This is a genomic window from Streptomyces tatrensis, assembly GCF_049310065.1.
Classification (GTDB): Bacteria; Actinomycetota; Actinomycetes; order Streptomycetales; family Streptomycetaceae; genus Streptomyces.
In genome coordinates this window covers 5,444,159-5,467,930 of the sequence record NZ_JBMDLB010000011.1, presented here as the reverse complement: position 1 = coordinate 5,467,930, position 23,772 = coordinate 5,444,159, and the positions used below count along the sequence as shown (strand labels likewise).

15 protein-coding genes, 3 rRNA genes and 1 pseudogene are annotated in these 23,772 nt (G+C 69.1%); 4 read left to right on the top strand and 15 right to left on the bottom strand.

What is annotated here, in order from left to right; translation table 11 throughout:
• Nucleotides 1-54: 54 nt before the first annotated feature.
• Nucleotides 55-753 carry an HAD family hydrolase gene (locus ACODT5_RS40855; RefSeq protein WP_422524032.1) on the bottom strand — a complete coding sequence of 233 codons (699 nt, stop codon included), beginning with the start codon at nucleotides 751-753 and terminating at the stop codon, nucleotides 55-57.
• Nucleotides 754-1,010: 257 nt separating this feature from the next.
• Between ACODT5_RS40855 and ACODT5_RS40850 the strand changes: the two genes are divergently transcribed.
• The gene (locus ACODT5_RS40850; protein ID WP_422524031.1) at nucleotides 1,011-1,322 is read left to right on the top strand and encodes a helix-turn-helix domain-containing protein; all 312 of its coding nucleotides are present in this window, start codon (nucleotides 1,011-1,013) and stop codon (nucleotides 1,320-1,322) included.
• 135 nt (nucleotides 1,323-1,457) lie between these two features.
• Here ACODT5_RS40850 and rrf read toward each other — a convergent pair.
• The 3 genes from rrf to ACODT5_RS40835 all read right to left on the bottom strand — a co-directional run bounded on the left by rrf (nucleotide 1,458) and on the right by ACODT5_RS40835 (nucleotide 6,581).
• Nucleotides 1,458-1,575 (bottom strand): 5S ribosomal RNA (gene rrf / locus ACODT5_RS40845).
• A 74-nt stretch (nucleotides 1,576-1,649) separates the two neighbouring features.
• Nucleotides 1,650-4,773: ribosomal RNA gene (locus tag ACODT5_RS40840) — 23S ribosomal RNA — on the bottom strand.
• A 283-nt stretch (nucleotides 4,774-5,056) separates the two neighbouring features.
• Nucleotides 5,057-6,581: ribosomal RNA gene (locus tag ACODT5_RS40835) — 16S ribosomal RNA — on the bottom strand.
• The 16S, 23S and 5S rRNA genes sit together here, the layout of an rRNA operon.
• A gap of 923 nt (nucleotides 6,582-7,504) precedes the next feature.
• On the opposite strand from ACODT5_RS40835, the gene trpS reads away from it, so the two are divergent.
• Nucleotides 7,505-8,515, top strand: a complete 1,011-nt coding sequence (gene trpS, locus ACODT5_RS40830) for a tryptophan--tRNA ligase (protein ID WP_422524030.1) — start codon at nucleotides 7,505-7,507, stop codon at nucleotides 8,513-8,515.
• A 62-nt stretch (nucleotides 8,516-8,577) separates the two neighbouring features.
• Here trpS and proC read toward each other — a convergent pair whose 3' ends face one another.
• The 6 genes and pseudogenes from proC to ACODT5_RS40800 all read right to left on the bottom strand — a co-directional run bounded on the left by proC (nucleotide 8,578) and on the right by ACODT5_RS40800 (nucleotide 12,830).
• The gene (proC, locus tag ACODT5_RS40825; protein ID WP_266956141.1) at nucleotides 8,578-9,387 is read right to left on the bottom strand and encodes a pyrroline-5-carboxylate reductase; all 810 of its coding nucleotides are present in this window, start codon (nucleotides 9,385-9,387) and stop codon (nucleotides 8,578-8,580) included.
• A 128-nt stretch (nucleotides 9,388-9,515) separates the two neighbouring features.
• Complete coding sequence (locus ACODT5_RS40820; protein WP_422524029.1) at nucleotides 9,516-10,253, bottom strand: ABC transporter permease; 738 nt, start codon at nucleotides 10,251-10,253, stop codon at nucleotides 9,516-9,518.
• Nucleotides 10,250-11,062 (bottom strand): ABC transporter ATP-binding protein, encoded by an 813-nt coding sequence (locus ACODT5_RS40815; protein WP_422524028.1) that lies wholly within the window; start codon nucleotides 11,060-11,062, stop codon nucleotides 10,250-10,252. Before ACODT5_RS40815 ends, ACODT5_RS40820 begins: the two co-directional genes overlap by 4 nt.
• 491 nt (nucleotides 11,063-11,553) lie before the next feature.
• Nucleotides 11,554-12,087 (bottom strand): hypothetical protein, encoded by a 534-nt coding sequence (locus ACODT5_RS40810; RefSeq protein ID WP_422525180.1) that lies wholly within the window; start codon nucleotides 12,085-12,087, stop codon nucleotides 11,554-11,556.
• Nucleotides 12,088-12,155: 68 nt separating this feature from the next.
• Nucleotides 12,156-12,442: pseudogene (locus ACODT5_RS40805) on the bottom strand (peptidase).
• A gap of 85 nt (nucleotides 12,443-12,527) precedes the next feature.
• Nucleotides 12,528-12,830, bottom strand: a complete 303-nt coding sequence (locus ACODT5_RS40800) for a peptidase (RefSeq protein WP_422524027.1) — start codon at nucleotides 12,828-12,830, stop codon at nucleotides 12,528-12,530.
• Nucleotides 12,831-12,936: 106 nt separating this feature from the next.
• On the opposite strand from ACODT5_RS40800, the gene ACODT5_RS40795 reads away from it, so the two are divergent.
• Nucleotides 12,937-15,051: a protein kinase domain-containing protein gene (locus ACODT5_RS40795; protein WP_422524026.1), complete on the top strand. Its 2,115-nt coding sequence runs from the start codon at nucleotides 12,937-12,939 to the stop codon at nucleotides 15,049-15,051.
• A 79-nt stretch (nucleotides 15,052-15,130) separates the two neighbouring features.
• Here the strand turns inward: ACODT5_RS40795 and ilvD are convergent, their stop codons facing one another.
• The 4 genes from ilvD to ACODT5_RS40775 all read right to left on the bottom strand — a co-directional run bounded on the left by ilvD (nucleotide 15,131) and on the right by ACODT5_RS40775 (nucleotide 21,026).
• Nucleotides 15,131-16,984, bottom strand: a complete 1,854-nt coding sequence (ilvD, locus tag ACODT5_RS40790; RefSeq protein ID WP_422524025.1) for a dihydroxy-acid dehydratase — start codon at nucleotides 16,982-16,984, stop codon at nucleotides 15,131-15,133.
• Nucleotides 16,985-17,232: 248 nt separating this feature from the next.
• Entirely contained in the window at nucleotides 17,233-17,949 is a 717-nt protein-coding gene (locus tag ACODT5_RS40785) for a TetR/AcrR family transcriptional regulator (RefSeq protein WP_422524024.1), read from the bottom strand.
• A gap of 323 nt (nucleotides 17,950-18,272) precedes the next feature.
• On the bottom strand, nucleotides 18,273-19,106 hold the full coding sequence (locus ACODT5_RS40780) for a sugar phosphate isomerase/epimerase family protein (RefSeq protein ID WP_422524023.1): 834 nt from the start codon (nucleotides 19,104-19,106) through the stop codon (nucleotides 18,273-18,275).
• A 972-nt stretch (nucleotides 19,107-20,078) separates the two neighbouring features.
• Entirely contained in the window at nucleotides 20,079-21,026 is a 948-nt protein-coding gene (locus ACODT5_RS40775) for a Ppx/GppA family phosphatase (protein ID WP_422524022.1), read from the bottom strand.
• Between the two features lie 63 nt (nucleotides 21,027-21,089).
• Here ACODT5_RS40775 and ACODT5_RS40770 point away from each other — a divergent pair, with 63 nt between their 5' ends.
• The gene (locus ACODT5_RS40770; RefSeq protein WP_422524021.1) at nucleotides 21,090-21,932 is read left to right on the top strand and encodes a DUF3109 family protein; all 843 of its coding nucleotides are present in this window, start codon (nucleotides 21,090-21,092) and stop codon (nucleotides 21,930-21,932) included.
• Between the two features lie 9 nt (nucleotides 21,933-21,941).
• Here the strand turns inward: ACODT5_RS40770 and ACODT5_RS40765 are convergent, their stop codons facing one another.
• Nucleotides 21,942-23,762, bottom strand: a complete 1,821-nt coding sequence (locus ACODT5_RS40765; RefSeq protein WP_422524020.1) for a BACON domain-containing protein — start codon at nucleotides 23,760-23,762, stop codon at nucleotides 21,942-21,944.
• Nucleotides 23,763-23,772 lie beyond the last annotated feature (10 nt).

Genomic DNA, 23,772 nt, shown 5'->3' with positions numbered 1-23,772 from the left:
CTCAGCGTAGGCGGCGGTCCTACCGGTGGGTAGAGCGATCACATATCGATTGGGTCAGTGCGAGAACCCGCCGCTGTAACCGGTGTATCCGGAGCCGGCGCCCTCCGCCAGGCCCAGCAACCCGGCCAGCTGGTTCATGTCGCCGAAGTATCCGGTGGCGCCGGGCAGCCGGTCGGCGGGCACCATCGCGGTGTACCCGAGCACGTCCATCCCCGCGGCCAGCGCGGCCTGGACACCCAGCGGGCTGTCCTCGACGACCACGCACCGCGCCGGGGCCACGCCCATCTGATCCGCGGCGTGCAGGAAGAGATCGGGGGCGGGCTTGCCCTTCCCCACGTCCTCGGAGCTGAAGATCCACTCCTCCTCGAACCATTCGTCGAGCCCGGTCGCCCGGTGCCCCACCCGGATCCGCTCGTGGCTCCCGGAGGACGCGAGGCAGTACGCGGTCCCGCTCTCGACCAGAGCCGCCAGCACCCCCTCGACCCCGGGCACAGGCTTGAGCTCCCGCTCGAAGGCCGCGAAGGTGCGGGCGTGCAGCGTGTGGTCGAAGTCGGCCGGCAGGTCCTGCCCGGTCCGTTCCCGCACGAGGTCGTGGACCCGGTGGACCGCGGCCCCCATGTAGTCGCGGAGCGACTCCTCGTACGAGGTCGGGTGCCCCAGCTCGGTCAGGTACCCGGCGAGGATGCTGTTGGCGAGCGGCTCACTGTCCACCAGCACGCCGTCGTTGTCGAAGATGACGAGGTCGTAGCCCATGCGACAACCCTACGAGCCGTCAGGCCCAATCCATCCGGACCCCATGCCGGGCATCCGCAGGACATCCAAAGATCCTGCGCTCGCGTCCCCTTCACCCATTCCGGTGACACGAACCGGTCCCCCGCCCCACCGGCAATAGCCGTTCTACTCTCAGCTCGTGACCGCCCGCTGGACCGTTGAGGCCGAACCCGAGGTCCGCGACTGGCTGAGCACCCTCCCGCCGGCGACACGTACCACCGCGGCTTTGAGGAGCAGGAGTGAGCAAGGGCTACCACAGCAAGTGGGACATCCCGGATGCCCATCGCGCCGATCCCGAGTACATCGCGGCAGGGGCCGCCATCGCGCTAGGGCAAGCCGTCTACGACAGGCGCACCGCTCTCGGGCTGAGCCAGCACCAGTTGGCCGAGCGAGCCGGGCTCTCCGAATCCGAAGTCGAGCGTATCGAAGGCGGAGGCGTAACCCCCGGCCTCGGTCTCCTGCATTCTCTGGCCAGGGCCCTCGACGCCAAGATCGATCTCTCGATCGATGCGGACGACACGCAGGTCAACTTCATCGCTCACGCCGCCTGAGCCAACAAGGACGAGACCTAGGAGGTTGGACGCAGAGTCGGCCTCCGATCAGCCGCCGCCGCTTCGCCCCCGTAAACGCAGAAAAGCCCCGCACCGAACCCCAAAGGGTCGGTGCGGGGCTTTCCCACAATGATTGTTCGGCGGCGTCCTACTCTCCCACAGGGTCCCCCCTGCAGTACCATCGGCGCTGAAAGGCTTAGCTTCCGGGTTCGGAATGTAAACCGGGCGTTTCCCTAACGCTATGACCACCGAAACACTATGAAGTTAACCAAACCGGATATGACACAGTTCGTTACTTCAGAACTAACACAGTGGACGCGAGCAACTGAGGACAAGCCCTCGGCCTATTAGTACCAGTCAGCTCCACCCGTTACCGGGCTTCCACATCTGGCCTATCAACCCAGTCGTCTACTGGGAGCCTTACCCTCTCAAGGAGGTGGGAATACTCATCTTGAAGCAGGCTTCCCGCTTAGATGCTTTCAGCGGTTATCCCTCCCGAACGTAGCCAACCAGCCATGCCCTTGGCAGGACAACTGGCACACCAGAGGTTCGTCCGTCCCGGTCCTCTCGTACTAGGGACAGCCCTTCTCAATATTCCTACGCGCACAGCGGATAGGGACCGAACTGTCTCACGACGTTCTAAACCCAGCTCGCGTACCGCTTTAATGGGCGAACAGCCCAACCCTTGGGACCGACTCCAGCCCCAGGATGCGACGAGCCGACATCGAGGTGCCAAACCATCCCGTCGATATGGACTCTTGGGGAAGATCAGCCTGTTATCCCCGGGGTACCTTTTATCCGTTGAGCGACGGCGCTTCCACAAGCCACCGCCGGATCACTAGTCCCGACTTTCGTCCCTGCTCGACCCGTCGGTCTCACAGTCAAGCTCCCTTGTGCACTTACACTCAACACCTGATTGCCAACCAGGCTGAGGGAACCTTTGGGCGCCTCCGTTACTTTTTGGGAGGCAACCGCCCCAGTTAAACTACCCATCAGACACTGTCCCTGATCCGGATCACGGACCGAGGTTAGACATCCAGCACGACCAGAGTGGTATTTCAACGACGACTCCACAACCACTGGCGTGGCCGCTTCAAAGTCTCCCACCTATCCTACACAAGCCGAACCGAACACCAATATCAAACTATAGTAAAGGTCCCGGGGTCTTTCCGTCCTGCTGCGCGAAACGAGCATCTTTACTCGTAGTGCAATTTCACCGGGCCTATGGTTGAGACAGTCGAGAAGTCGTTACGCCATTCGTGCAGGTCGGAACTTACCCGACAAGGAATTTCGCTACCTTAGGATGGTTATAGTTACCACCGCCGTTTACTGGCGCTTAAGTTCTCAGCTTCGCCACACCGAAATGTGACTAACCGGTCCCCTTAACGTTCCAGCACCGGGCAGGCGTCAGTCCGTATACATCGCCTTACGGCTTCGCACGGACCTGTGTTTTTAGTAAACAGTCGCTTCTCGCTGGTCTCTGCGGCCACCCCCAGCTCACGGAGTAAATCCGATCACCAGTGATGGCCCCCCTTCTCCCGAAGTTACGGGGGCATTTTGCCGAGTTCCTTAACCATAGTTCACCCGAACGCCTCGGTATTCTCTACCTGACCACCTGAGTCGGTTTAGGGTACGGGCCGCCATGAAACTCGCTAGAGGCTTTTCTCGACAGCATAGGATCATCCACTTCACCACAATCGGCTCGGCATCAGGTCTCAGCCTTATATGAGGGACGGATTTGCCTACCCCTCGGCCTACACCCTTACCCCGGGACTACCACCGCCCGGGCTGGACTACCTTCCTGCGTCACCCCATCGCTTACCTACTACAAGTCTGGGTCACCGGCTCCACCACTTTCCTTTCCCCGAAGGGTCCGGAACGGCTTCACGGGCTTAGCATCGCCTGATTCGATATTGGGCGTTTCAAAGCGGGTACCGGAATATCAACCGGTTGTCCATCGACTACGCCTGTCGGCCTCGCCTTAGGTCCCGACTTACCCTGGGCAGATCAGCTTGACCCAGGAACCCTTAGTCAATCGGCGCACACGTTTCTCACGTGTGTATCGCTACTCATGCCTGCATTCTCACTCGTGAACCGTCCACAACTAGCTTCCGCTGCTGCTTCACCCGGCACACGACGCTCCCCTACCCATCACAGCGGGCGTTGGCCCTATTGCTGCAATGACACGACTTCGGCGGTACGCTTGAGCCCCGCTACATTGTCGGCGCGGAATCACTTGACCAGTGAGCTATTACGCACTCTTTCAAGGGTGGCTGCTTCTAAGCCAACCTCCTGGTTGTCTCTGCGACTCCACATCCTTTCCCACTTAGCGTACGCTTAGGGGCCTTAGTCGATGCTCTGGGCTGTTTCCCTCTCGACCATGGAGCTTATCCCCCACAGTCTCACTGCCACGCTCTCACTTACCGGCATTCGGAGTTTGGCTAAGGTCAGTAACCCGGTAGGGCCCATCGCCTATCCAGTGCTCTACCTCCGGCAAGAAACACGTGACGCTGCACCTAAATGCATTTCGGGGAGAACCAGCTATCACGGAGTTTGATTGGCCTTTCACCCCTAACCACAGGTCATCCCCCAGGTTTTCAACCCTGGTGGGTTCGGTCCTCCACGAAGTCTTACCTCCGCTTCAACCTGCCCATGGCTAGATCACTCCGCTTCGGGTCTAGAGCGTGCAACTCAATCGCCCTATTCGGACTCGCTTTCGCTACGGCTTCCCCACACGGGTTAACCTCGCTACACACCGCTAACTCGCAGGCTCATTCTTCAAAAGGCACGCAGTCACGACCGTTATTCCGAAGAATAACGGCGACGCTCCCACGGCTTGTAGGCACACGGTTTCAGGTACTATTTCACTCCGCTCCCGCGGTACTTTTCACCATTCCCTCACGGTACTATCCGCTATCGGTCACCAGGGAATATTTAGGCTTAGCGGGTGGTCCCGCCAGATTCACACGGGATTTCTCGGGCCCCGTGCTACTTGGGAGATTCTTAAGCAAGCCGCTGATGTTTCGTCTACGGGGGTCTTACCCTCTACGCCGGACCTTTCGCATGTCCTTCGACTACATCAACGGTTTCTGACTCGCCGACCGGCCGGCAGACCGATCAAAAGAATTCCCACAACCCCGCATGCGCAACCCCTGCCGGGTATCACACGCATACGGTTTGGCCTCATCCGGTTTCGCTCGCCACTACTCCCGGAATCACGGTTGTTTTCTCTTCCTGCGGGTACTGAGATGTTTCACTTCCCCGCGTTCCCTCCACACTGCCTATGTGTTCAGCAGTGGGTGACAGCCCATGACGACTGCCGGGTTTCCCCATTCGGACACCCCCGGATCAAAGCTCAGTTGGCAGCTCCCCGGGGCCTATCGCGGCCTCTCACGTCCTTCATCGGTTCCTGGTGCCAAGGCATCCACCGTGCGCCCTTAAAAACTTGGCCTACAGATGCTCGCGTCCACTGTGTAGTTCTCAAGCAACGACCAGTCACCCATCACCCTCATCCGCAGACGAAGTTCACTGGGGCCGGCATCACGAAGATAAAGCCTTTCGGCCGTACCCTCAGATACCCAACAACGTGCCAAGCACGATCCCCGCCACTCTTCCTGTTTTCCACGCCGAAGCAGTACTTACAGAAGGTTTTGGAAACCGTGCCAACTAATCAACGTTCCACCCTGAGCTGACCGTGCAGAACGTTTGTCTGCAATCGGTACTGTGCTCCTTAGAAAGGAGGTGATCCAGCCGCACCTTCCGGTACGGCTACCTTGTTACGACTTCGTCCCAATCGCCAGTCCCACCTTCGACAGCTCCCTCCCTTACGGGTTGGGCCACCGGCTTCGGGTGTTACCGACTTTCGTGACGTGACGGGCGGTGTGTACAAGGCCCGGGAACGTATTCACCGCAGCAATGCTGATCTGCGATTACTAGCAACTCCGACTTCATGGGGTCGAGTTGCAGACCCCAATCCGAACTGAGACCGGCTTTTTGAGATTCGCTCCACCTCACGGTATCGCAGCTCATTGTACCGGCCATTGTAGCACGTGTGCAGCCCAAGACATAAGGGGCATGATGACTTGACGTCGTCCCCACCTTCCTCCGAGTTGACCCCGGCGGTCTCCTGTGAGTCCCCATCACCCCGAAGGGCATGCTGGCAACACAGGACAAGGGTTGCGCTCGTTGCGGGACTTAACCCAACATCTCACGACACGAGCTGACGACAGCCATGCACCACCTGTATACCGACCACAAGGGGGGCACTATCTCTAATGCTTTCCGGTATATGTCAAGCCTTGGTAAGGTTCTTCGCGTTGCGTCGAATTAAGCCACATGCTCCGCTGCTTGTGCGGGCCCCCGTCAATTCCTTTGAGTTTTAGCCTTGCGGCCGTACTCCCCAGGCGGGGAACTTAATGCGTTAGCTGCGGCACCGACGACGTGGAATGTCGCCAACACCTAGTTCCCAACGTTTACGGCGTGGACTACCAGGGTATCTAATCCTGTTCGCTCCCCACGCTTTCGCTCCTCAGCGTCAGTAATGGCCCAGAGATCCGCCTTCGCCACCGGTGTTCCTCCTGATATCTGCGCATTTCACCGCTACACCAGGAATTCCGATCTCCCCTACCACACTCTAGCTAGCCCGTATCGAATGCAGACCCGAGGTTAAGCCTCGGGCTTTCACATCCGACGTGACAAGCCGCCTACGAGCTCTTTACGCCCAATAATTCCGGACAACGCTTGCGCCCTACGTATTACCGCGGCTGCTGGCACGTAGTTAGCCGGCGCTTCTTCTGCAGGTACCGTCACTTTCGCTTCTTCCCTGCTGAAAGAGGTTTACAACCCGAAGGCCGTCATCCCTCACGCGGCGTCGCTGCATCAGGCTTTCGCCCATTGTGCAATATTCCCCACTGCTGCCTCCCGTAGGAGTCTGGGCCGTGTCTCAGTCCCAGTGTGGCCGGTCGCCCTCTCAGGCCGGCTACCCGTCGTCGCCTTGGTGGGCCATTACCCCACCAACAAGCTGATAGGCCGCGGGCTCATCCTTCACCGCCGGAGCTTTTAACCCCCGCCCATGCAGGCAGGAGTGTTATCCGGTATTAGACCCCGTTTCCAGGGCTTGTCCCAGAGTGAAGGGCAGATTGCCCACGTGTTACTCACCCGTTCGCCACTAATCCACCCCGAAGGGCTTCATCGTTCGACTTGCATGTGTTAAGCACGCCGCCAGCGTTCGTCCTGAGCCAGGATCAAACTCTCCATGAATGTTTACCGGTAATCCGGTGCACACGCACTTAGAGCGGGACAGTCATGTCGGAATAAGACCGACCGTCCACTGCGTCCTCGCTGTGTAATTGCCTGCAAGTGTCGTGGCCGAAGCCAGTGACCTCACAGGTCTTTTTCAAAGGAACCTCATCCACCGAAATGGACGGGGTATCAACTTTTTGGCGTTGATTTTTGGCACGCTGTTGAGTTCTCAAGGAACGGGCGCTTCCTTTGTACTCACCCTCTCGGGCTTTCCTCCGGGCTTTCGTTCTGTTCTTGCGTTTCAGACTCTATCAGAGTCTGTCTCGCTTGTTTTCCGCCTTCCAGGTCATCCGCTTTCGCGTTTTCCCTTTCCGGCGATTCCGACTCTATCAGATCCTTTCGGGCCTGACTCCCAGTCAGCGGGGTTTGCCGTTCGGACTGTTGGGCCCTTGCGACGAGTGAGACAGTAGCGGATTCCTTGCCCCCGAACCTAATCGGCGGCCGCGTCCGTGGACGCGGATTCCTCATTCGCAAATACGCATGAAAACGGGACGACAAAGTGAGTCGCTCGTTCGAATGTGTAGTGCGGGATGGCTGTCCGGGGACCGACCGGGGTCGGATGCTCACTTCGGACAACTCGAAGGACCTTACGGATCGGGCACACCTGTGTCAACCCCGGGCTGACTCGCCCCGCGGGGGCCGGAAACCTCACGCCCTCCTCACCCCTCAGGGTCTAGCCTCTCCTTCATGACTACGCGTGCGCTCACGCTCGACCTTCGCTGGTGGGCCGCCTGACGGCGGCCGACCATCCACACGAGCACGCACGCGCTCGACGGCCGCCGATCTCGGCGGCCGTTCCTGTTTCTCCCCTCCCGGGAGTGGCTCGGTCGCCCGACGCGGTGGCGTCGACGCCCACACCGACACGAGCAGGGAGCAGGGACATGACGAGGATCTTCAGTGGGGTCAAGCCGACGGGGCATCTGACGCTGGGGAACTACCTGGGGGCCGTACGGCAGTGGGTCGCCGCCGAGCAGGAGCCCGACGAGGCGCTGTTCTGCGTGGTCGATCTGCACGCGCTGACCGTCGAGCACGATCCGGCCCGGGTGCGCCGGCTCAGTCGGCAGGCGGCGACGCTGTTGCTCGCCGCCGGGCTGACTCCCGAGAAGTGCACGCTGTTCGTGCAGAGCCACGTGGACGAGCACGCCCGGCTCTCGTACCTGCTGGAGTGCACGGCTTCGGACGGGGAGCTGCGGCGGATGGTGCAGTACAAGGAGAAGGCGGCGAAGGCGCAGGCCTCGGGCGACGGCGTACGGCTGTCGCTGCTCACCTATCCCGTGCTGATGGCCGCCGACATCTTGGCGTACCGGACCGGTGAGGTGCCGGTCGGGGAGGACCAGCGGCAGCACGTCGAGCTGACCCGGGATCTGGCGGTGCGGTTCAACCAGCGGTACGGGTACACCTTCACCGTGCCCAGGGCCACGCATCCGGTGGTGGCGGCGCGGGTCATGGACCTGCAGGACCCGCGGTCGAAGATGGGGAAGTCGGGGGACACGGGTCCCGGGGTGGTGTTCATCCTCGACGAGCCCGAGGCGGTGCGGAAGAAGGTGATGCGGGCCGTCACCGACAGCGGAAGCAGCGGTGGGGACGGCGGGGTCGTCTACGACCCGGCCGGGCGTCCCGGGGTCGCGAACCTGCTGGACATGCTCGCGGCCTGCACCGGGGGTGAGCCGGCCGCGCTCGCCGACGGGTACACCGGCTACGGGGCGCTCAAGCGGGACGTGGCCGACGCCGTCGTGGAGCTGCTGCGGCCGGTCCGCGAACGGCACGCGGAGCTGGCGGCCGACCCGGGGACGGTGGAGGCGGTGCTGCGCGCGGGTGCCGGGCGGGCCCGGGCGATCGCCCGGCCCGTGGTCGACTCGGCGTACCGGGCCATCGGGCTGCTGGAGCCCTGAGGGGTGGGGGCGGGCCGGCGGTTACGGGGCTGCGCGCGCAGCCCCGTAACGGTCGGCGGGTGTCAGCTGTTGCCGGAGGCGAGCTCGCGGCTGCGGTCGCGGGCCGCTTCGAGGGCCGCGATCAGGGCCGCTCGTACGCCGTGCTTCTCCAGCTCCACGATCGCGTTGATGGTGGTGCCGGCCGGGGAGGTGACGGCCTCGCGGAGCTTGACCGGGTGCTCGCCGCTGTCGCGGAGCATGACGGCGGCGCCGACGGCGGCCTGCACGATGAGGTCGTGGGCCTGGGCGCGGGGCAGTCCGAGGAGGATGCCGGCGTCGGTCATGGCCTCGACGAGGTAGTAGAAGTAGGCGGGGCCGGAGCCGGACAGGGCGGTGGCCGCGTCCTGCTGGGACTCCGGGACGCGCAGGGTCTTGCCGACGCCGCCGAAGATCTCCTCGGTGTGCGCGAGGTGCGCGGCGGTGGCGTGGCTGCCGGCCGAGATGACGGACATGGCCTCGTCGACGAGGGCGGGGGTGTTCGTCATGACGCGGACGACGGGGGTGCCCTGGGCGAGGCGCTCCTCGAAGAAGGAGGTCGGGATGCCGGCCGCGCCGCTGATGACCAGGCGGTCGGCGGGGACGTGCGGGGCGAGCTCTTCGAGGAGCTTGCCCATGTCCTGGGGCTTCACGGTGAGGATGAGGGTGTCGGCGCGCTTGGCGGCCTCGGCGTTGGTGACGGCCTCGACGCCGTAGCGGGTGCGCAGTTCCTCGGCGCGTTCCGGGCGGCGGGCGGTGACGAGGAGCTTGGAGGCGGGCCAGCCGCCGCGGATCATCCCGCTGAGCAGGGCCTCGCCGATCTTGCCGGTACCGAGGACTGCGACTGTCTGGGTCATGCCCGATTCACCTCGTCGAACTGTTCGTGCACGCGTGCATGGTCGGCGTTCTGGGTTCTGCGTTCTGCGTTCTGCGTTCTCATCCTTGCACTCGTGCACGGAAGCGCGACGGGCTGTCCGGACTGCGGTCAGGGCGTCCTGCGGCGGAGGGTGGCGGCGCCGAGGGTGAGGACCAGGAGGGCGCATCCGGCGACGACGACGGCGTCGCGGACGAAGTCGGCGGTCATGTCGGTGTGGGTGAGGACCTGGCTCATGCCGTCGACGGCGTAGGACATGGGCAGGACGTTCGAGATCGCTTCGAGGACGGGCTGCATGGTGTCGCGGGCGGCGAAGAGGCCGCACAGGAGGAGCTGGGGGAAGATCACCGCCGGCATGAACTGGACGGCCTGGAACTCGGACGCCGCGAACGCGGAGACGAAGAGGCCGAGTGCGGTGCCGAGCAGGGCGTCGAGCAGGGCGACGAGCAGCAGCAGCCACGGGGAGCCGACGACGTCGAGGCCGAGGACCCAGAGGGCGACGCCGGTGGCGAGCAGGGACTGGACGACCGCCATGGCGCCGAAGGCGAGGGCGTAGCCGGCGATGAGGTCGCCCTTGCCGAGCGGCATGGCGAGGAGGCGTTCGAGGGTGCCGGAGGTGCGTTCGCGCAGGGTCGCGATGGAGGTGATCAGGAACATCGTGATGAGGGGGAAGATCCCGAGGAGGGACGCGCCGATGCTGTTGAAGGTGCGCGGGCTGCCGTCGAAGACGTAGCGGAGCAGGACCAGCATCAGTACGGGGACCAGGAGCATCAGCGCGATGGAGCGCGGGTCGTGGCGGAGCTGGCGCAGGACGCGGGCGGCGGTGGCGACGGTGCGGGCGGTGCTCATCGGGTGCTCCCGTGGGGGGCGGTGGCTGCGGTTGCCGCCTGGGCTTCGGCGTTGGCGGCGTCGACGAGGTGGAGGAAGCCCTCTTCGACGGTGTCGGTGTGGGTACGGGTGCGCAGTGCCTCGGGGGTGTCCTGCGCGAGGAGGCGGCCCTCGCGCATGAGGAGGAGGTCGTGGCAGCGCTCGGCTTCGTCCATGACGTGGGAGGAGACGAGGAGGGTGGCGCCGCGGGTGGCGGTGATCTCGTGGAAGAGGTTCCACAGGTCGCGGCGCAGGACCGGGTCGAGGCCGACGGTCGGCTCGTCGAGGACGAGTAGCTCGGGGCTGCCGAGGAGGGCGACCGCGAGGGAGACCCTGCTGCGCTGGCCGCCGGAGAGGTTTCCGGCGAGGGCGGTGGTGTGGGTGGTGAGGTCCACGTCGGCGATGGCCCGGGTGACGGTGTCGCGGCGGCGCTCGGCGGCGGCGCGGCCGGGGTCGAGGATCGCGGCGAAGTAGTCGAGGTTCTGCCGGACGGTGAGGTCGTCGTAGACGGAGGGCGCCTGGGTGACGTAGCCGATGCGGGAGCGGAGTCCGGGGTGGCCGGCGGGGTGGCCGAGGACGTCGAGGGTGCCGGTGACGTGGGCCTGGGTTCCGACGACGGCGCGCATCAGGGTCGACTTTCCGCAGCCGGAGGGGCCGAGGAGGCCGGTGATGCGGCCGCGCGGGACCTCGAAGGAGAGGGCGTCGAGGACGGTGCGGGGGCTGCGGCCGGTGCCGCGGCGGACGGTGAGGCCGTCGGCGCGGACGGCGGCGGCCGCTGGTTTATTCATCATGTGATGAATAATGCTCCCGGCGGTGCCGCGGCGCAAGGGTCGCGGGGGCGGGCCCTGCCTGGCGGGGCGGGGGCGGGGGCCGGGCCGGGCCCGGCCTGGGCCCCGGGGATCGGGGATCGGGGGCAGGCCCGGGGGCCGGGGCCAGGGGCCGGGGGCTGGGGCCAGGGGCCGGGGGCCGGGGCCAGGGGCCGGGGGCCGGGGCCAGGGGCCAGGGGCCGGGGCCAGGGGCCAGGGGCCGGGGCCAGGGGCCAGGGGCCGGGGCCAGGGGCCAGGGGCCGGGGCCAGGGGCCAGGGGCCGGGGCCAGGGGCCAGGGGCCGGGGCCAGGGGCCAGTGCTGGGGACCGGGGCCGGGGCTGGGGCCGTGAGCCAGAGCTGAGGGCCGGGCCAGGAGTCACGGCTGGGGCCAGGGCTGGGAGCCAGCGCTGGGGGCCAGGGCCAGAGGCCGGGGCCGGGGCCAGGGGCCTGAGGGGCCTCGGGGCGGGGGGCTCGGGTTACTTCTTGCGCTTGGGGCGGCGGGCGGCCGGGTTGCCTGTGCGGGAGCCTCGGCGGCGGGCGAATTCGGCCGTGGCGCGCTCGTACTCGGCGCGGCGCAGTTTTTCGCCGGGGGCCTCTACGAAGCAGCGCAGGAAGTACGCGATGAGGCTGCCGATGAAACCGATCGCCTTCAGGCCCTTGAGAGCGGTCTCGTCGGAGGACGGGGGCTGCCGGCGGCTGAAGGAGTCCCAGGTCTTGACGAAGGCGATGGAGCTGGCGATCGCGAAGAGGATGACGACCGAGATGCTGAGGAAGGCGCCGACGTTGCCGATCTCCAGGCCCTCGTAGGCGAACCGGAGCAGGAAGGCACTGATGACGGCGAGGGTCAGCGCGATGAGGGCCGCGCCGACGCGGCGTGCGCCGTAGCCGCCGTCGTGGTTCACCCACGTGGTGCCGAAGAACCGGATCGGCTCGGGCTCGGGGCCGGTGGGAACCGCGGGGGCCGGCTCGGCGGGGGTCTGGTCTCGCTGGTCGTCGCTCACACCAGCGATTATCCCCCGCCGGGCGGGGTCGGCCCCGGGTGTCTCACGGGGCGGGCCGTGGGGTGGCCCGGATGGCCTCAGCCGCAGCGGCTGGTGATGTAGCCGTCGCTGCCCGTCTTCACGTAGGCGTCGGAGATGAACTCGCCGTTGCCGATGTTGTCCCAGATGTCGACGTGCCGTACGGGCCCGAAACCGTCGTTCCCTCGCACTGGCAGCGAATCCCGACGTACGCGTCGAGCGCCAGGACTCGGATGACCCCGTAATTGGTGCCGGGGCCTCTTCGGACGTTCACGCGGTATCCGGGCGCGACCGGGAACGTCGGGAAACCCGACCCCGCAGCGGCCTCACCCGCCCCCGCGAGCATGACCGCCGGGACTGCGGCGATTACGGAACTTCCCAGGCCGAGCATGCGGCGCCTGCTGATCGTCTTCTTCTCCACCTCTGTGTCGTCAGCCGCAGCGGCTGGTGATGTAGCCGTCGCTGCCCGTCTTTACGTAGGCGTCGGAGATGAACTCGCCGTTGCCGATGTTGTCCCAGATGGACGTGGTTCCGTACGGGCCGGTGACGGTCGTTCCCTCGCACTGGCAGCGAATGCCGACGGAGGCTCCGAGCGGCAGGACCCGCAGGACCGCGTAACTGGTGCCGGGACCCCTGCGGACGTTCACGCGGTATCCGGGCGCGACCGGGAACGTCGGGAATCCCGACCCCGAGGTCAGGCTGTCGACTTGGCTTGAATCGCTCTCAACGGACATGCAAAAACTCCCCCCTTGGATGTTGCCGTGCGCAACCCGCGCAGGGTAGCAAGACCTTGGAGATTCGCACGGGCCATCGACTAGGCTCCGGCGGGGGTGGTGAGCGGTGCGTTCAGCGCGGGCGGACTACGCGGGTTTTCCGGAGTACGCCGGGCAGTACCGGCTTGAGTCCGTGCTCGGTTCGGGCGGCATGGGCGTCGTCCACCTGGCCACCTCCGAGTCGGGGCTGAAACTCGCCGTCAAGATCGTGCATCCGCAGCACGCCGTGGACCCGGAGTTCCGGGCGCGGTTCCGGCAGGAGGTCGCGGCCGCGCGGCGGGTGAGCGGAGCGTTCACCGCGCCCGTCGTGGACGCGGACCCCGATGCCGAACGGCCTTGGATGGCCACGCTGTTCATCGACGCCCCGACGCTCTCCGAGCGGGTACGGGACGAAGTGCTGGAGGCCCGGGAACTGGCGCGGCTCGCCGCCGGGCTGGCGGAGGCCCTGCGGGACATCCACCGGGCGGGAGTCGTGCACCGGGATCTGAAGCCCAGCAACGTGCTGATGGCCCCGGACGGGGTGCGGGTCATCGACTTCGGGATCTCGCGGCCGGCCGACAGCGATCTGCGGACCGAGACGGGGAAGCTGATCGGGACCCCGCCGTTCATGGCGCCGGAGCAGTTCCAGCGGCCGCGGGAGGTGGGGACCGCGGCCGATGTCTTCGCCCTGGGCGCGGTGCTCGTGTACGCGGCGACCGGGCGGGGGCCCTTCGACTCCGACAGCCATTACCTCGTGGCGTACCAGGTGGTGCACAGCGAGCCCGACCTGACCGGCCTGCCGGAGCGGCTCGTGCCGCTGGTCGCGCAGTGCCTGGCGAAGGATCCGGCGGAGCGGCCGAGTGCGGACGCGCTGATCGTGGCGCTGCGGGCGGTGGCGTACCCGACGGATCTGGACACCCAGTCCTTCATCCCGCGGCCGCGGCAGCCCGTGGCCGACGAGGAGGTCACGCACCGGCGGGAGCGGGTCGCCACCCCGGCCGAGTCCGCCCCCATCCGCGGCCGGCGGACCCGGGTAGCCGTCGCGGCGGGGATCGGGCTGCTGCTGGCAGGTGGGGCCGTGGGCGGCTACCTGTGGTCCGGGCCCGGGGACAAGGCCCCGAAGCAGCTCACCGCCCCGGGGGTACCCGGACCTCGGCCGTCCTCGTCGTGGTCGGTGGCATTGGGAGAGCGCGGCTCGGCATGCTCCTGGCAGGCCGCGGCCCTGTACTGCTCGGGGCCAGGATCGACGGTGGCCCGGCTCGACCCCGCGAACGGGTCCGCGCTGTGGACCGTACGCACGAAGACCGCACCGGACACCCGAACTGCGAACGACGACGCCCCCCTGTTCGGGGGTGGGCTCATGTTCGTGATGACGCAGGGCGACGAGCTGCTCCAGGCGCGGGATGTCACGACCGGGGCCGAGCGCTGGAAGCGAAAGCTCCCGGGAGGTTCGCACGTCGTGACCGTAGGGGCGACCGTACTGATCGCCGCGACGAGCGGAACGCTCACGGGGCTGGACGCGACAACTGGTGCCGCACGGTGGACCAAGCCCCTGGGCGGGCCGGGTGCCGTCTGGTCGGGCGGGCCCGAGGCGCCCGGTGGACCGCTGCTGTATGGGGCGGCACCGACTGCCGACGGCAAGTCGACCCGGCTTTTGGCGGTGGACCCGGAGCGCGGGACGGTGCGGTGGCAGACGCGGGCCGCCGGGCTGTTGCAGCCCGTCGGAGTGGTGGACAGCGCCATGTACTTGCTGGACGGCGATGTGGACGGCAGTACCAGGGCGGTCGTACGGGTGGACCTGGGCACCCGCGCGGTGACGCGAGTACGGCTTGTGACGCCGCTCTACCAGGCGCAAGGGACGGTGGGGCCGGACGGAGTCGTCTACGTCTTCGGCGCCCCCGGCGCGCTGGCAGCGGTCGGCCCGGCCAAGGAGGAGTGGCGGATGGAGACCGGCTTGGCGGGTGCCTCCCGGCCGGTGTTCGCCGACGGGCGCGTCTTCCTGACCGCTCCGGACGGGCGGCTGCTGGCGTTCGACGCGGCCGGGGGACGGCCCGCGGGCCAGACCAAGCCGCGGATGGGCACCGGGAAGGACACCTTCACGGCGAGTCTGCCCGCGCCCGTCGTCGGGGACGGGCGGGTGTACGCGTCCGCGCCGGACGGGAGCGTGTTCGCGGTGGCGGCGGGGGATCCCGCGGGGTGGTGACACCCGCTCCCCAGGGAGCGCGGGCGGCCCCGTCCGACAGGGGTCGGACGGGGCCGGGACCGGCTGGGTACGGGCGGGGTCAGCGCTCCAGGAGGCTGACGTCGCGGACCGCGCCCTTGTCGGCGCTGGTGGCCATCGCCGCGTAGGCGCGCAGGGCCGCGGAGACCTTGCGCTCGCGGTTCTTCGGGGCGTACACGCCGCCCAGGGCCGCGTGGCGGGCGGCCAGCGTGGCCTCGTCGACGAGGAGCTCGATGGAGCGGTTCGGGATGTCGATGCGGATGCGGTCGCCGTCCTCCACCACCGCGATGGAGCCGCCCGAGGCCGCCTCCGGGGAAGCGTGGCCGATGGAGAGGCCCGAGGTGCCGCCGGAGAAGCGGCCGTCCGTGACCAGGGCGCAGACCTTGCCGAGGCCGCGGCCCTTGAGGAACGACGTCGGGTAGAGCATCTCCTGCATGCCGGGACCGCCGCGCGGGCCCTCGTAGCGGATGACGACCACGTCGCCGGCCTTGATCTCCTTGCGGAGGATCTTGTCGACGGCCTCGTCCTGCGATTCGCAGACCACGGCCGGGCCCTCGAAGGTCCAGATCGACTCGTCGACGCCGGCGGTCTTCACGACGCAGCCGTCGAGCGCGATGTTGCCGCGCAGGACGGCGAGGCCGCCGTCCTTGGAGTACGCGTGCTGGACGGAGCGGATGCAGCCGCCCTCGGCGTCGAGGTCGAGGGTGTCCCAGCGCTCGGACTGGGAGAAGGCGGACGCGGAGCGCTGGCAGCCGGGGCCCGCGTGCCACAGCTCCATGACCTCGTCGGGGGCCGTGCCGGAGCGGGCGTCCCACTTCGCGAGCCAGTCCTCCAGGTTGGCGGAGTGGACCGTGGTGACGTCCTTGTTGAGCAGGCCGCCGCGGTGGAGCTCGCCGAGCAGGGCGGGGATGCCGCCGGCCCGGTGGATGTCCTCCATGTAGTACGTGCCGCCGGGCGCCACGTTCGGCGCGACCTTGGCCAGGCACGGGACCCGGCGGGAGATCTCGTCGATGTCCGTGAGGTCGTACTTCAGTCCGGCTTCCTGCGCGGCGGCGAGGAGGTGCAGGATCGTGTTCGTCGAACCGCCCATGGCGATGTCGAGGGCCATGGCGTTCTCGAAGGCCTGGCGGGTCGCGATGTTGCGGGGCAGGACCGACTCGTCGTCCTGCTCGTAGTAGCGCTTGGTGATCTCGACGATCGTGCGGCCGGCGTCCTCGTACAGGGCGCGGCGGGCGGTGTGCGTCGCGAGGACCGAGCCGTTGCCGGGGAGGGCCAGGCCGATGGCCTCGGCGAGGCAGTTCATCGAGTTGGCGGTGAACATGCCGGAACAGCTGCCGCAGGTGGGACAGGCGTTCTCCTCGATGCGCAGGACGTCCTCGTCGGACACGCTGTCGTTGGAGGCGTCCACCATCGCGTCGATCAGGTCGAGCTTGCGGACGGTGCCGTCGACGAGGGTGGCCTGACCGGCCTCCATCGGGCCGCCGGAGACGAAGACGACCGGGATGTTGAGGCGCATGGCGGCCATCAGCATGCCGGGGGTGATCTTGTCGCAGTTGGAGATGCAGATCAGCGCGTCGGCGCAGTGCGCCTCGACCATGTACTCGACCGAGTCCGCGATCAGGTCGCGGGAGGGGAGGGAGTACAGCATGCCGCCGTGGCCCATGGCGATGCCGTCGTCGACCGCGATGGTGTTGAACTCGCGGGGGACGGCGCCGGCGGCCAGGATCGCGTCGGAGACGATGCGGCCGACGGGGGCCAGGTGGGTGTGGCCGGGGACGAACTCCGTGAAGGAGTTGGCGACCGCGATGATCGGCTTCCCGATGTCCGCGCTCGCTACGCCCGAGGCGCGCATCAGGGCACGTGCGCCTGCCATGTTGCGGCCGTGGGTGACGGTGCGGGACCTCAGCTCGGGCATCGGGTTCTCTCCCCATGTGTGCGGTGACGCGAGCGCCTGCCGCGACTGTGGATATGGCTCGGTTACGAGGCTACGCCCCCTGCCCGGGATCCGGACGGGCTGTCCGGATCCCGGGACGGGGGGTTCAGTAATTGGGCACGGGTGCGGAGGTTACCGGGTTGCGGGCGGTGGCTGCGTACGCGGGCTCGGGCGTGGGCTCGGGCTCGGGCGTGGGCTCGGAGACTACGGGGCTGCGTGCGCGGGCGCCGTCATTCCTCGGTGAGGTAGCGCTGGAGGGTGGGGGCCACCAGCTCGATGATGGTCTCCGGGTCCGCCGATGCGAGGGGCTCGACCTGGACGACGTAGCGCAGGATCGCGATGCCGACCATGTGGGAGGCGGCGAGCTCGGCGCGGAAGGTCGGGTCGGGGACGTTGAGGTCGGCCGCGATCCGCTCCAGGAGGCGGTGCAGGATCAGCCGGCGGAGCACCTTCGCGGCGGCCTCGTGGGTGAGGGCCGAGCGGATCACGGCGAGCAGCGGGGTCCGGGTGACCGGGTTCTCCCAGACGCCGAGGAAGTAGCGGGCCAGGCGCTCGCCGATGCCGTCGGGGCCCTCTCCGAGGATCTTGGGGAGGACGAGGGCGGGCTCCATGCTGAGCTCGATCGCGGCGGCGAAAAGGTCGTCCTTGCTGCCGAAGTAGTGGTGCACCAGGGCCGGGTCCACGCCGGCGGCCTTGGCGATCCCGCGCACCGAGGTCTTGTCGTAGCCGCGCGCGGCGAACTCGGCGCGGGCCGCGAGGCGGATCCGCTCCTGCGTACCGGGCCCGTCGTCGGCCTCGTCCTGGCGGGGACGACCGGGACCGCGGCGGGGCTTCGCGGGGGCGTTCGCCGGGGCGGGGGTGGGGGCCCGGTCCGGGGCCGGGGCGGGGGCAGAGTCCGGGGCCGGGGCAGGCGCGGGGGCCGCGTCCGGGGTGGGGGCCGAGGCCAAGGCCGAGTCCGGAGCCGGGGCAGAGGCCGCGTCCGAGCCCGAGGCTGATGCCGGGACCGAGGCCGGGGCCGAGTCCGAGGCCGGAGCCGGGCCAGAGGCCGAGGCCGAAGCTGAAGCCGAGTTTGGGGCCGTGCCCGGGGCTGAGGTCGAGGCAAAGTCCGGAGGCGAGGCCGGAGCCGGGTCCAAGGCCGGAGCCGGGTCCAAGGCGGAGTCCGGGGCCGGGGCGGAGTCCGGGGCCGGGGCGGAGTCCGGGGCCGGGGCGGAGTCCGGGGCCGGGGCGGGCGCAGGCGCGGGGGCCCGGTCTGGGTCCGGTAGGGAGGCGGTCACGGGTGGGGGGTTCCGGGTAGGGGGCCGGGGGCTGTTGCGAGGTGGAGGCGGGTGAAGGCGAGGGCTTCGGCGAGGTCGGCCTCGCGCTCGGCGGAGGACATCGCGCGGCGGGTGTTGACCTCGATGACGACGTGTCCGTCGAAGGAGGTGGCGGCGAGCCGCTCCAGCAGTTCGGCGCAGGGCTGGTTGCCGCGGCCGGGGACGAGGTGCTCGTCCTTCGCGGAACCGTTTCCGTCGGCGAGGTGGATGTGGGCGAGGCGGTCGCCCATCCGGTCGATCATCGCGGTCGCGTCGGTGCGGGCGGTCGCGGTGTGCGAGAGGTCGACCGTGAAGTGGCGGTAGTCGTCCTTGGTGACGTCCCACTCGGGCGCGTAGGCGAGCATCTCGCGGTCGCGGTAGCGCCAGGGGTACATGTTCTCGACGGCGAAGCGGATGTCGGTCTCGTCCGCCATCCGCCAGATTCCGGTGACGAAGTCGCGGGAGTACTGGCGCTGCCAGCGGAACGGGGGATGCACGACGACCGTGCTCGCGCCGAGCTTCTCGGCTGCCGCCTGGGCGCGCTGGAGTTTGGTCCACGGGTCGGTGGACCAGACGCGCTGCGTGATGAGGAGGCAGGGGGCGTGGATGGCCAGGATCGGGACCTGGTGGTGGTCGGAGAGGCGGCGCAGGGCGTCGATGTCCTGGCTGACGGGGTCCGTCCAGACCATGACCTCGACGCCGTCGTAGCCGAGGCGCGCGGCGATCTCGAAGGCGGTCGCCGTTGACTCCGGGTAGACGGAGGCGGTGGAGAGGGCGACTTTCGCGGTCGGGATCCGGACTGGTTCTGCCACGGGGACAGGGTATCGGGGTCGTGGTGGGCCCGGGCCGCCCTGGCCCTACCGGGCCGTGGGCGCCACTGGGCCGCCCCCCTACGAAGCCCCGGCCCGCGCCCGGGCCCAGGAGGCGCCCCGGACCGACCGGGCCCTGGGCGCCCGCCCACGAAGCCAGGGCCTGACCAGGCCCTGGGGCGGCCGCCCCTGCTGGATGGCCCTGCGGGGCGGAGATCCCCTACCCGCCCTTCCACCGTTCCCAGGGCCGGCCCTGACCCGGTCCTCAAACGCCGGACGGGCTGAAGTGCTCCTGGGGCTCCGCCCCAGACCCCGGTCCTCAAACGCCGGACGGCTGAAAGAACAAACCCCGGCGGCCCCCGGGGGCTCCGCGCCCCAGGCGCGGGCACCGGGCACCTGGCACCTGGCACCTGGCACCTGGCACCGGACATCGGGCACCTGGCACCTGGCACCTGGCACCTGGCACCGGACATCGGGCACCTGGCACCTGGCACCGGACATCGGGCACCTGGCACCGGACACCGAGCACCGAGCACCAGGCACCTAGCACCGGGCGCCTGACTCGGGCGGCTGGTGGGAACCGTTCCGGGCGGGCTGAGAGGGAAAGGCCCCAGGCAGGGCCCGGGCCCGGACCCGGGCATCGAACGCCGGGCAGCTCAAGTACGCGCTGCAACACCCCCGGCAGGGCCGGATGCGTCCGGAGCTCGGCGGGGTCGGGGGACGGGGGCGGGGTGGGGTGTCGGCCTGGACGTAGAGCGTGATTTGTGGCGCGGAAGCAAGCCGCGCCCTGTCGGAGTAGAGCAGAGGGCGCCTAAATCATGCAGTCCAGGCCGACACCCCACCCCGCCCCCGGCACCGGCCCCACCCGCAGCCACCCCCACGTACAAACCGAGGCCGGCCACACCCCAGCCCCGCCGGCGTTTGAGGCGCAGGGGTCCGGGGACTGGTCCCCGTGCAGCGGCGCCGCGCGGGCGGTCACACCCCGACGGGGGTGGACCTCCCGAGGTGGTCCAGCCGACGGAGGATGACGCCTTCGCGAAGGGCCCAGGGGCAGACTTCCAGGGACTCGACACCGAGGAGATCCATCGCGCCCTCCGCCACCAGCGCTCCGGCCAGAAGCTGGTTGGAGCGGCCCTCCGAGACTCCGGGGAGGGCCGACCGCTGGGCGGTGGTCATCGCCGCCAGTCGCGGGACCCACTCCTCCAGGGACTTCCGCGTCAGGTCCCGCTGGACGTAGAGGCCGTCCGCGGAGCGAGCCGCGCCCGCGATCCGCGCCAGCTGCTTGAAGGTCTTCGACGTGGCCACCACCCGGTCCGGCGCCCCGAAGCGGCTGAACTCGCCGACCGTACGGGCGATCTGGGCCCGTACGTGGCGCCGCAGGGCCCGGACGTCCGCCTGGTCCGGCGGGTCACCCGGAAGCCAGCCCGCCGTCAGGCGGCCTGCGCCCAGCGGGAGCGAGACCGCCGCGTCCGGGTCCTCGTCGATGCCGTACGCGATCTCCAGCGAGCCCCCGCCGATGTCGAGGAGCAGCAGCTTGCCCGACGACCAGCCGAACCAGCGCCGCGCCGCGAGGAACGTCAGGCGGGCCTCGTCGTCGCCGCTGAGGACGGGAAGGTCCACGCCGGTCTCCGCCTTGACCCGGGCCAGGACCTCGTCGGCGTTCCTGGCCTCCCGTACCGCGCTCGTCGCGAAGGGGAGGACGTCCTCGCACCCCTTGTCCTCCGCGGCCTGCACCGCGTCCCCGATGACGGAAACCAGCCGCTCGACGCCCTCGGGCGTCACCGCGCCGTGTTCGTCGAGCAGCTCCGCCAGCCGCAGCTCCACCTTGTGCGAGTGCGCGGGCAGCGGGCGCGCGCCGGGGTGCGCGTCCACCACCAGCAGATGGATCGTGTTCGAACCCACATCAAGGACACCGAGTCTCATGAGGGGAAACGCTACTGGTCCAAAGGCCTAAGGGTGGAGTAAGGGGCGCTTAGGCTGGGGTTTGTGCCAAATACGAAGAAGGCCAACAAGCCCAAGACCAAGGTCGGCAAGGCCGCCAAGGGTGCCAAGGGTGCCAAGCCCGCCGAGGCGGACGAGAAGGGGCTCGACTTCCCGCGGGCCTGGGTGGAGTTCCCGGACCCCGCCGACGAGGAGCAGGTCTTCCGCTGTGACCTGACCTGGCTCACTTCCCGCTGGACCTGCATCTTCGGCAGCGGCTGCCAGGGCATTCAGGCCGGCCGCGCGGACGACGGCTGCTGCACCCTCGGCGCGCACTTCTCCGACGAGGACGACGAGAAGCGGGTCGCGGAGAACGTGGCGCGGCTGACGCCGGAGCTGTGGCAGTTCCACGACGTCGGCAGCGAGACCGGGTGGACGCAGCACGACGACGACGGGGAGAAGCAGACCCGTCGCTGGGACGGTGCCTGCATCTTCCTGAACCGGCCCGGTTTCCCGGCCGGGGCCGGCTGTTCCCTGCACATCCTGGCGGTGCGCGGCGGCCAGGAGCCGCTGGAGACCAAGCCGGACGTGTGCTGGCAGCTCCCCGTCCGGCGGACCTACGACTGGATCGACCGGCCCGACGACACCCGCATCCTCCAGGTGTCGATCGGCGAGTACGACCGGCGCGGCTGGGGGCCGGGCGGCCACGACCTGCACTGGTGGTGCACCTCTGCCACCTCCGCGCACGGCGCCGGCAAGCCGGTGTACGTGTCGTACCGCGCCGAGCTGACGGAGCTGATGGGCAAGGAGGCCTACGAGGAGCTCGTACGGCTCTGCGAGGCGCGGCTCGCCTCGCTGCTGCCGATGGCCCCGCACCCGGCCGACCCCGCCCCCACCCCCGCGCCGTAGGCGGCAGGGCTACGAGGCCGGGACCGGGGTCGGCTCCGGCTCCGGTGTGGCTCCGTCCGAGGGGCTCGGCGTCGGGGTCGGCGTCGGGGTGGGCGTGGGCGTCGGAGTGGGGGTCGGCGTCGGGTCGGGCGGGCTGGGTGTCGGAGTGGGCGTCGGAGTCGGCGTGGGCTCCGGGTCGGGCGGGGTGGGTGCCGGGCGGCCCCGGCCCCGGATGGAGATCACCGCGCCGCCCGGGTCCACCCCGACCCGGGCGCTCCAGGCCCCTACGGGCTGGGCTCCGGAGTCCACGGTGATCCGTAGGGTGACCGATTCTCCTGGTGCCAGCCGGCCCGAGGTCGTACTGGCGCGGAGCCACGGGGCGTCGGACCACAGCCGCCAGTCGACCGGTGCCCCGCCCGAGGCGGTGAGGGTGAGCAGCGTGGTCGCTCCGCGGGTGGAGGCGGCCGCGGTCAGCCGGCCCGGGGCGCCGGGGGCGCCGGGTGTGGAGCTCGGCGGCGCTCCGCTGCTGATGACCTCCACGGAGACGTCGGGGGCGGCTGCGGACGGGGCGAAGCCGGGGCCGTCGGTGGTGACGGCGGCGTTGCCCGCGTTCTCGTACGCCGTCAGCGGGCGGCCGTCGGTACGGGCCAGCGGGAGCTCGGCCTCGCTCGCCGAGATGCGCGTGGAGCCGTTGCCCACGGGTTCCCCGGTGCTCGGGGCGCCCCGGTAGGCCGCCCACAGCGCCAGCACGGGGGCCGCGACGACGGTGGCGACGACCGTGGTGGTCACGGCGCGGGCGCGCAGCCGCTCGCGGCGGGCAGCCCGGTCCTTGGGGTCCATCGGGAAGCCGGTGCGGTCGAAGCGCGGGCCGGTCCCGGCGCCCCGGCGGCCGCCGGAGCGGAGCATCGCGGCGTGCACGGCGGTGCGCGGGGCCGGGACCAGCGGGAGGGCGGCGGTGTTGACGCCGCCCGAGCCGGGCCAGGGGCCGCCGGCGCCCACGCGTTCGGCGGCTCGGCGGCAGCGCGGGCAGTCGTCCACGTGGCGCACGAGTTCGGCGCGCAGGGAGGAGGAGAGGAGCAGGTTCCCGTCTCCTCCGCCCTCCCCGTCGTCTCCGGTGAGCCGGGACACGGTCGGGCAGTTGCCCGTCTCGACGACGGCGAGGGCGGCGCGGGTGCGCTCCACCTCGCAGGCGGCGCCGGTGAGCAGCTCGCGGGCGGCGGCCGGGGGCGTACCGAGGACGGCGGCGAGTTCGGGGACGCCGAGGCGGTGGCGGACGGCGAGTTCGAGTGCCTCGCGCTGCTCGGGGGTGGTTCCGGCGGCCTCCGGCCAGGCGAGGCGGGCGAGCTCGGTGCGGCGGTAGGCGTACACGTCAAGACCGCCGTGACCGGCGGGGCCCGCAGAGCCTGCGGAGCCCGCGTGTCCGGCCCCCGCGGCGTTCGCGGCCGCGTTCGCGTCGGCGCTCGCGGGATCCGGCGCACGGCCGGCGGCCGTGTGCTCCGGTGCACGCCGGGCGGAATGCGCTCCCCCGTAGCCGTAGCGCGTACGCCGCCGCTCGGCCAGCCTGCGCAGGCAGGCCCAGCGCGCGAGGGCGTACAGCCAGGCCCGCCGGTCCCCCTCGTCGGGGCAGCGGCCGGGATGCCGGTCGGCCACGGCGAGGACGTCGCCGAGCACGTCGGTGGCGCTGTCGTGGTCGCACAGGACCGAGAGGCAGTACGTGAACAGCCCGTCCAGGTAGGGCTCGTACCGGAACGGTGGCGGCTGCTCCACCCTGGTCCCCTCGGGGGGCGTGCGCCCGTGCGCCCGGTGTGCGCCGGTGCGCGGTGCGGGGTGTCCCTGGTTGCTGCTGGTCACTTGGTGACCG

Excerpts from the sequence above, each read along its gene's own strand:
- ACODT5_RS40775 (WP_422524022.1), bottom strand. The coding sequence starts at position 21,026 with ATGAGACTCGGTGTCCTTGATGTGGGTTCGAACACGATCCATCTGCTG.
- proC (WP_266956141.1), bottom strand. The coding sequence starts at position 9,387 with ATGACCCAGACAGTCGCAGTCCTCGGTACCGGCAAGATCGGCGAGGCC.
- ACODT5_RS40815 (WP_422524028.1), bottom strand. The coding sequence starts at position 11,062 with ATGATGAATAAACCAGCGGCCGCCGCCGTCCGCGCCGACGGCCTCACC.
- ACODT5_RS40820 (WP_422524029.1), bottom strand. The coding sequence starts at position 10,253 with ATGAGCACCGCCCGCACCGTCGCCACCGCCGCCCGCGTCCTGCGCCAG.
- ACODT5_RS40800 (WP_422524027.1), bottom strand. The coding sequence starts at position 12,830 with ATGTCCGTTGAGAGCGATTCAAGCCAAGTCGACAGCCTGACCTCGGGG.
- trpS (WP_422524030.1), top strand. The coding sequence starts at position 7,505 with ATGACGAGGATCTTCAGTGGGGTCAAGCCGACGGGGCATCTGACGCTG.
- ilvD (WP_422524025.1), bottom strand. The coding sequence starts at position 16,984 with ATGCCCGAGCTGAGGTCCCGCACCGTCACCCACGGCCGCAACATGGCA.
- ACODT5_RS40855 (WP_422524032.1), bottom strand. The coding sequence starts at position 753 with ATGGGCTACGACCTCGTCATCTTCGACAACGACGGCGTGCTGGTGGAC.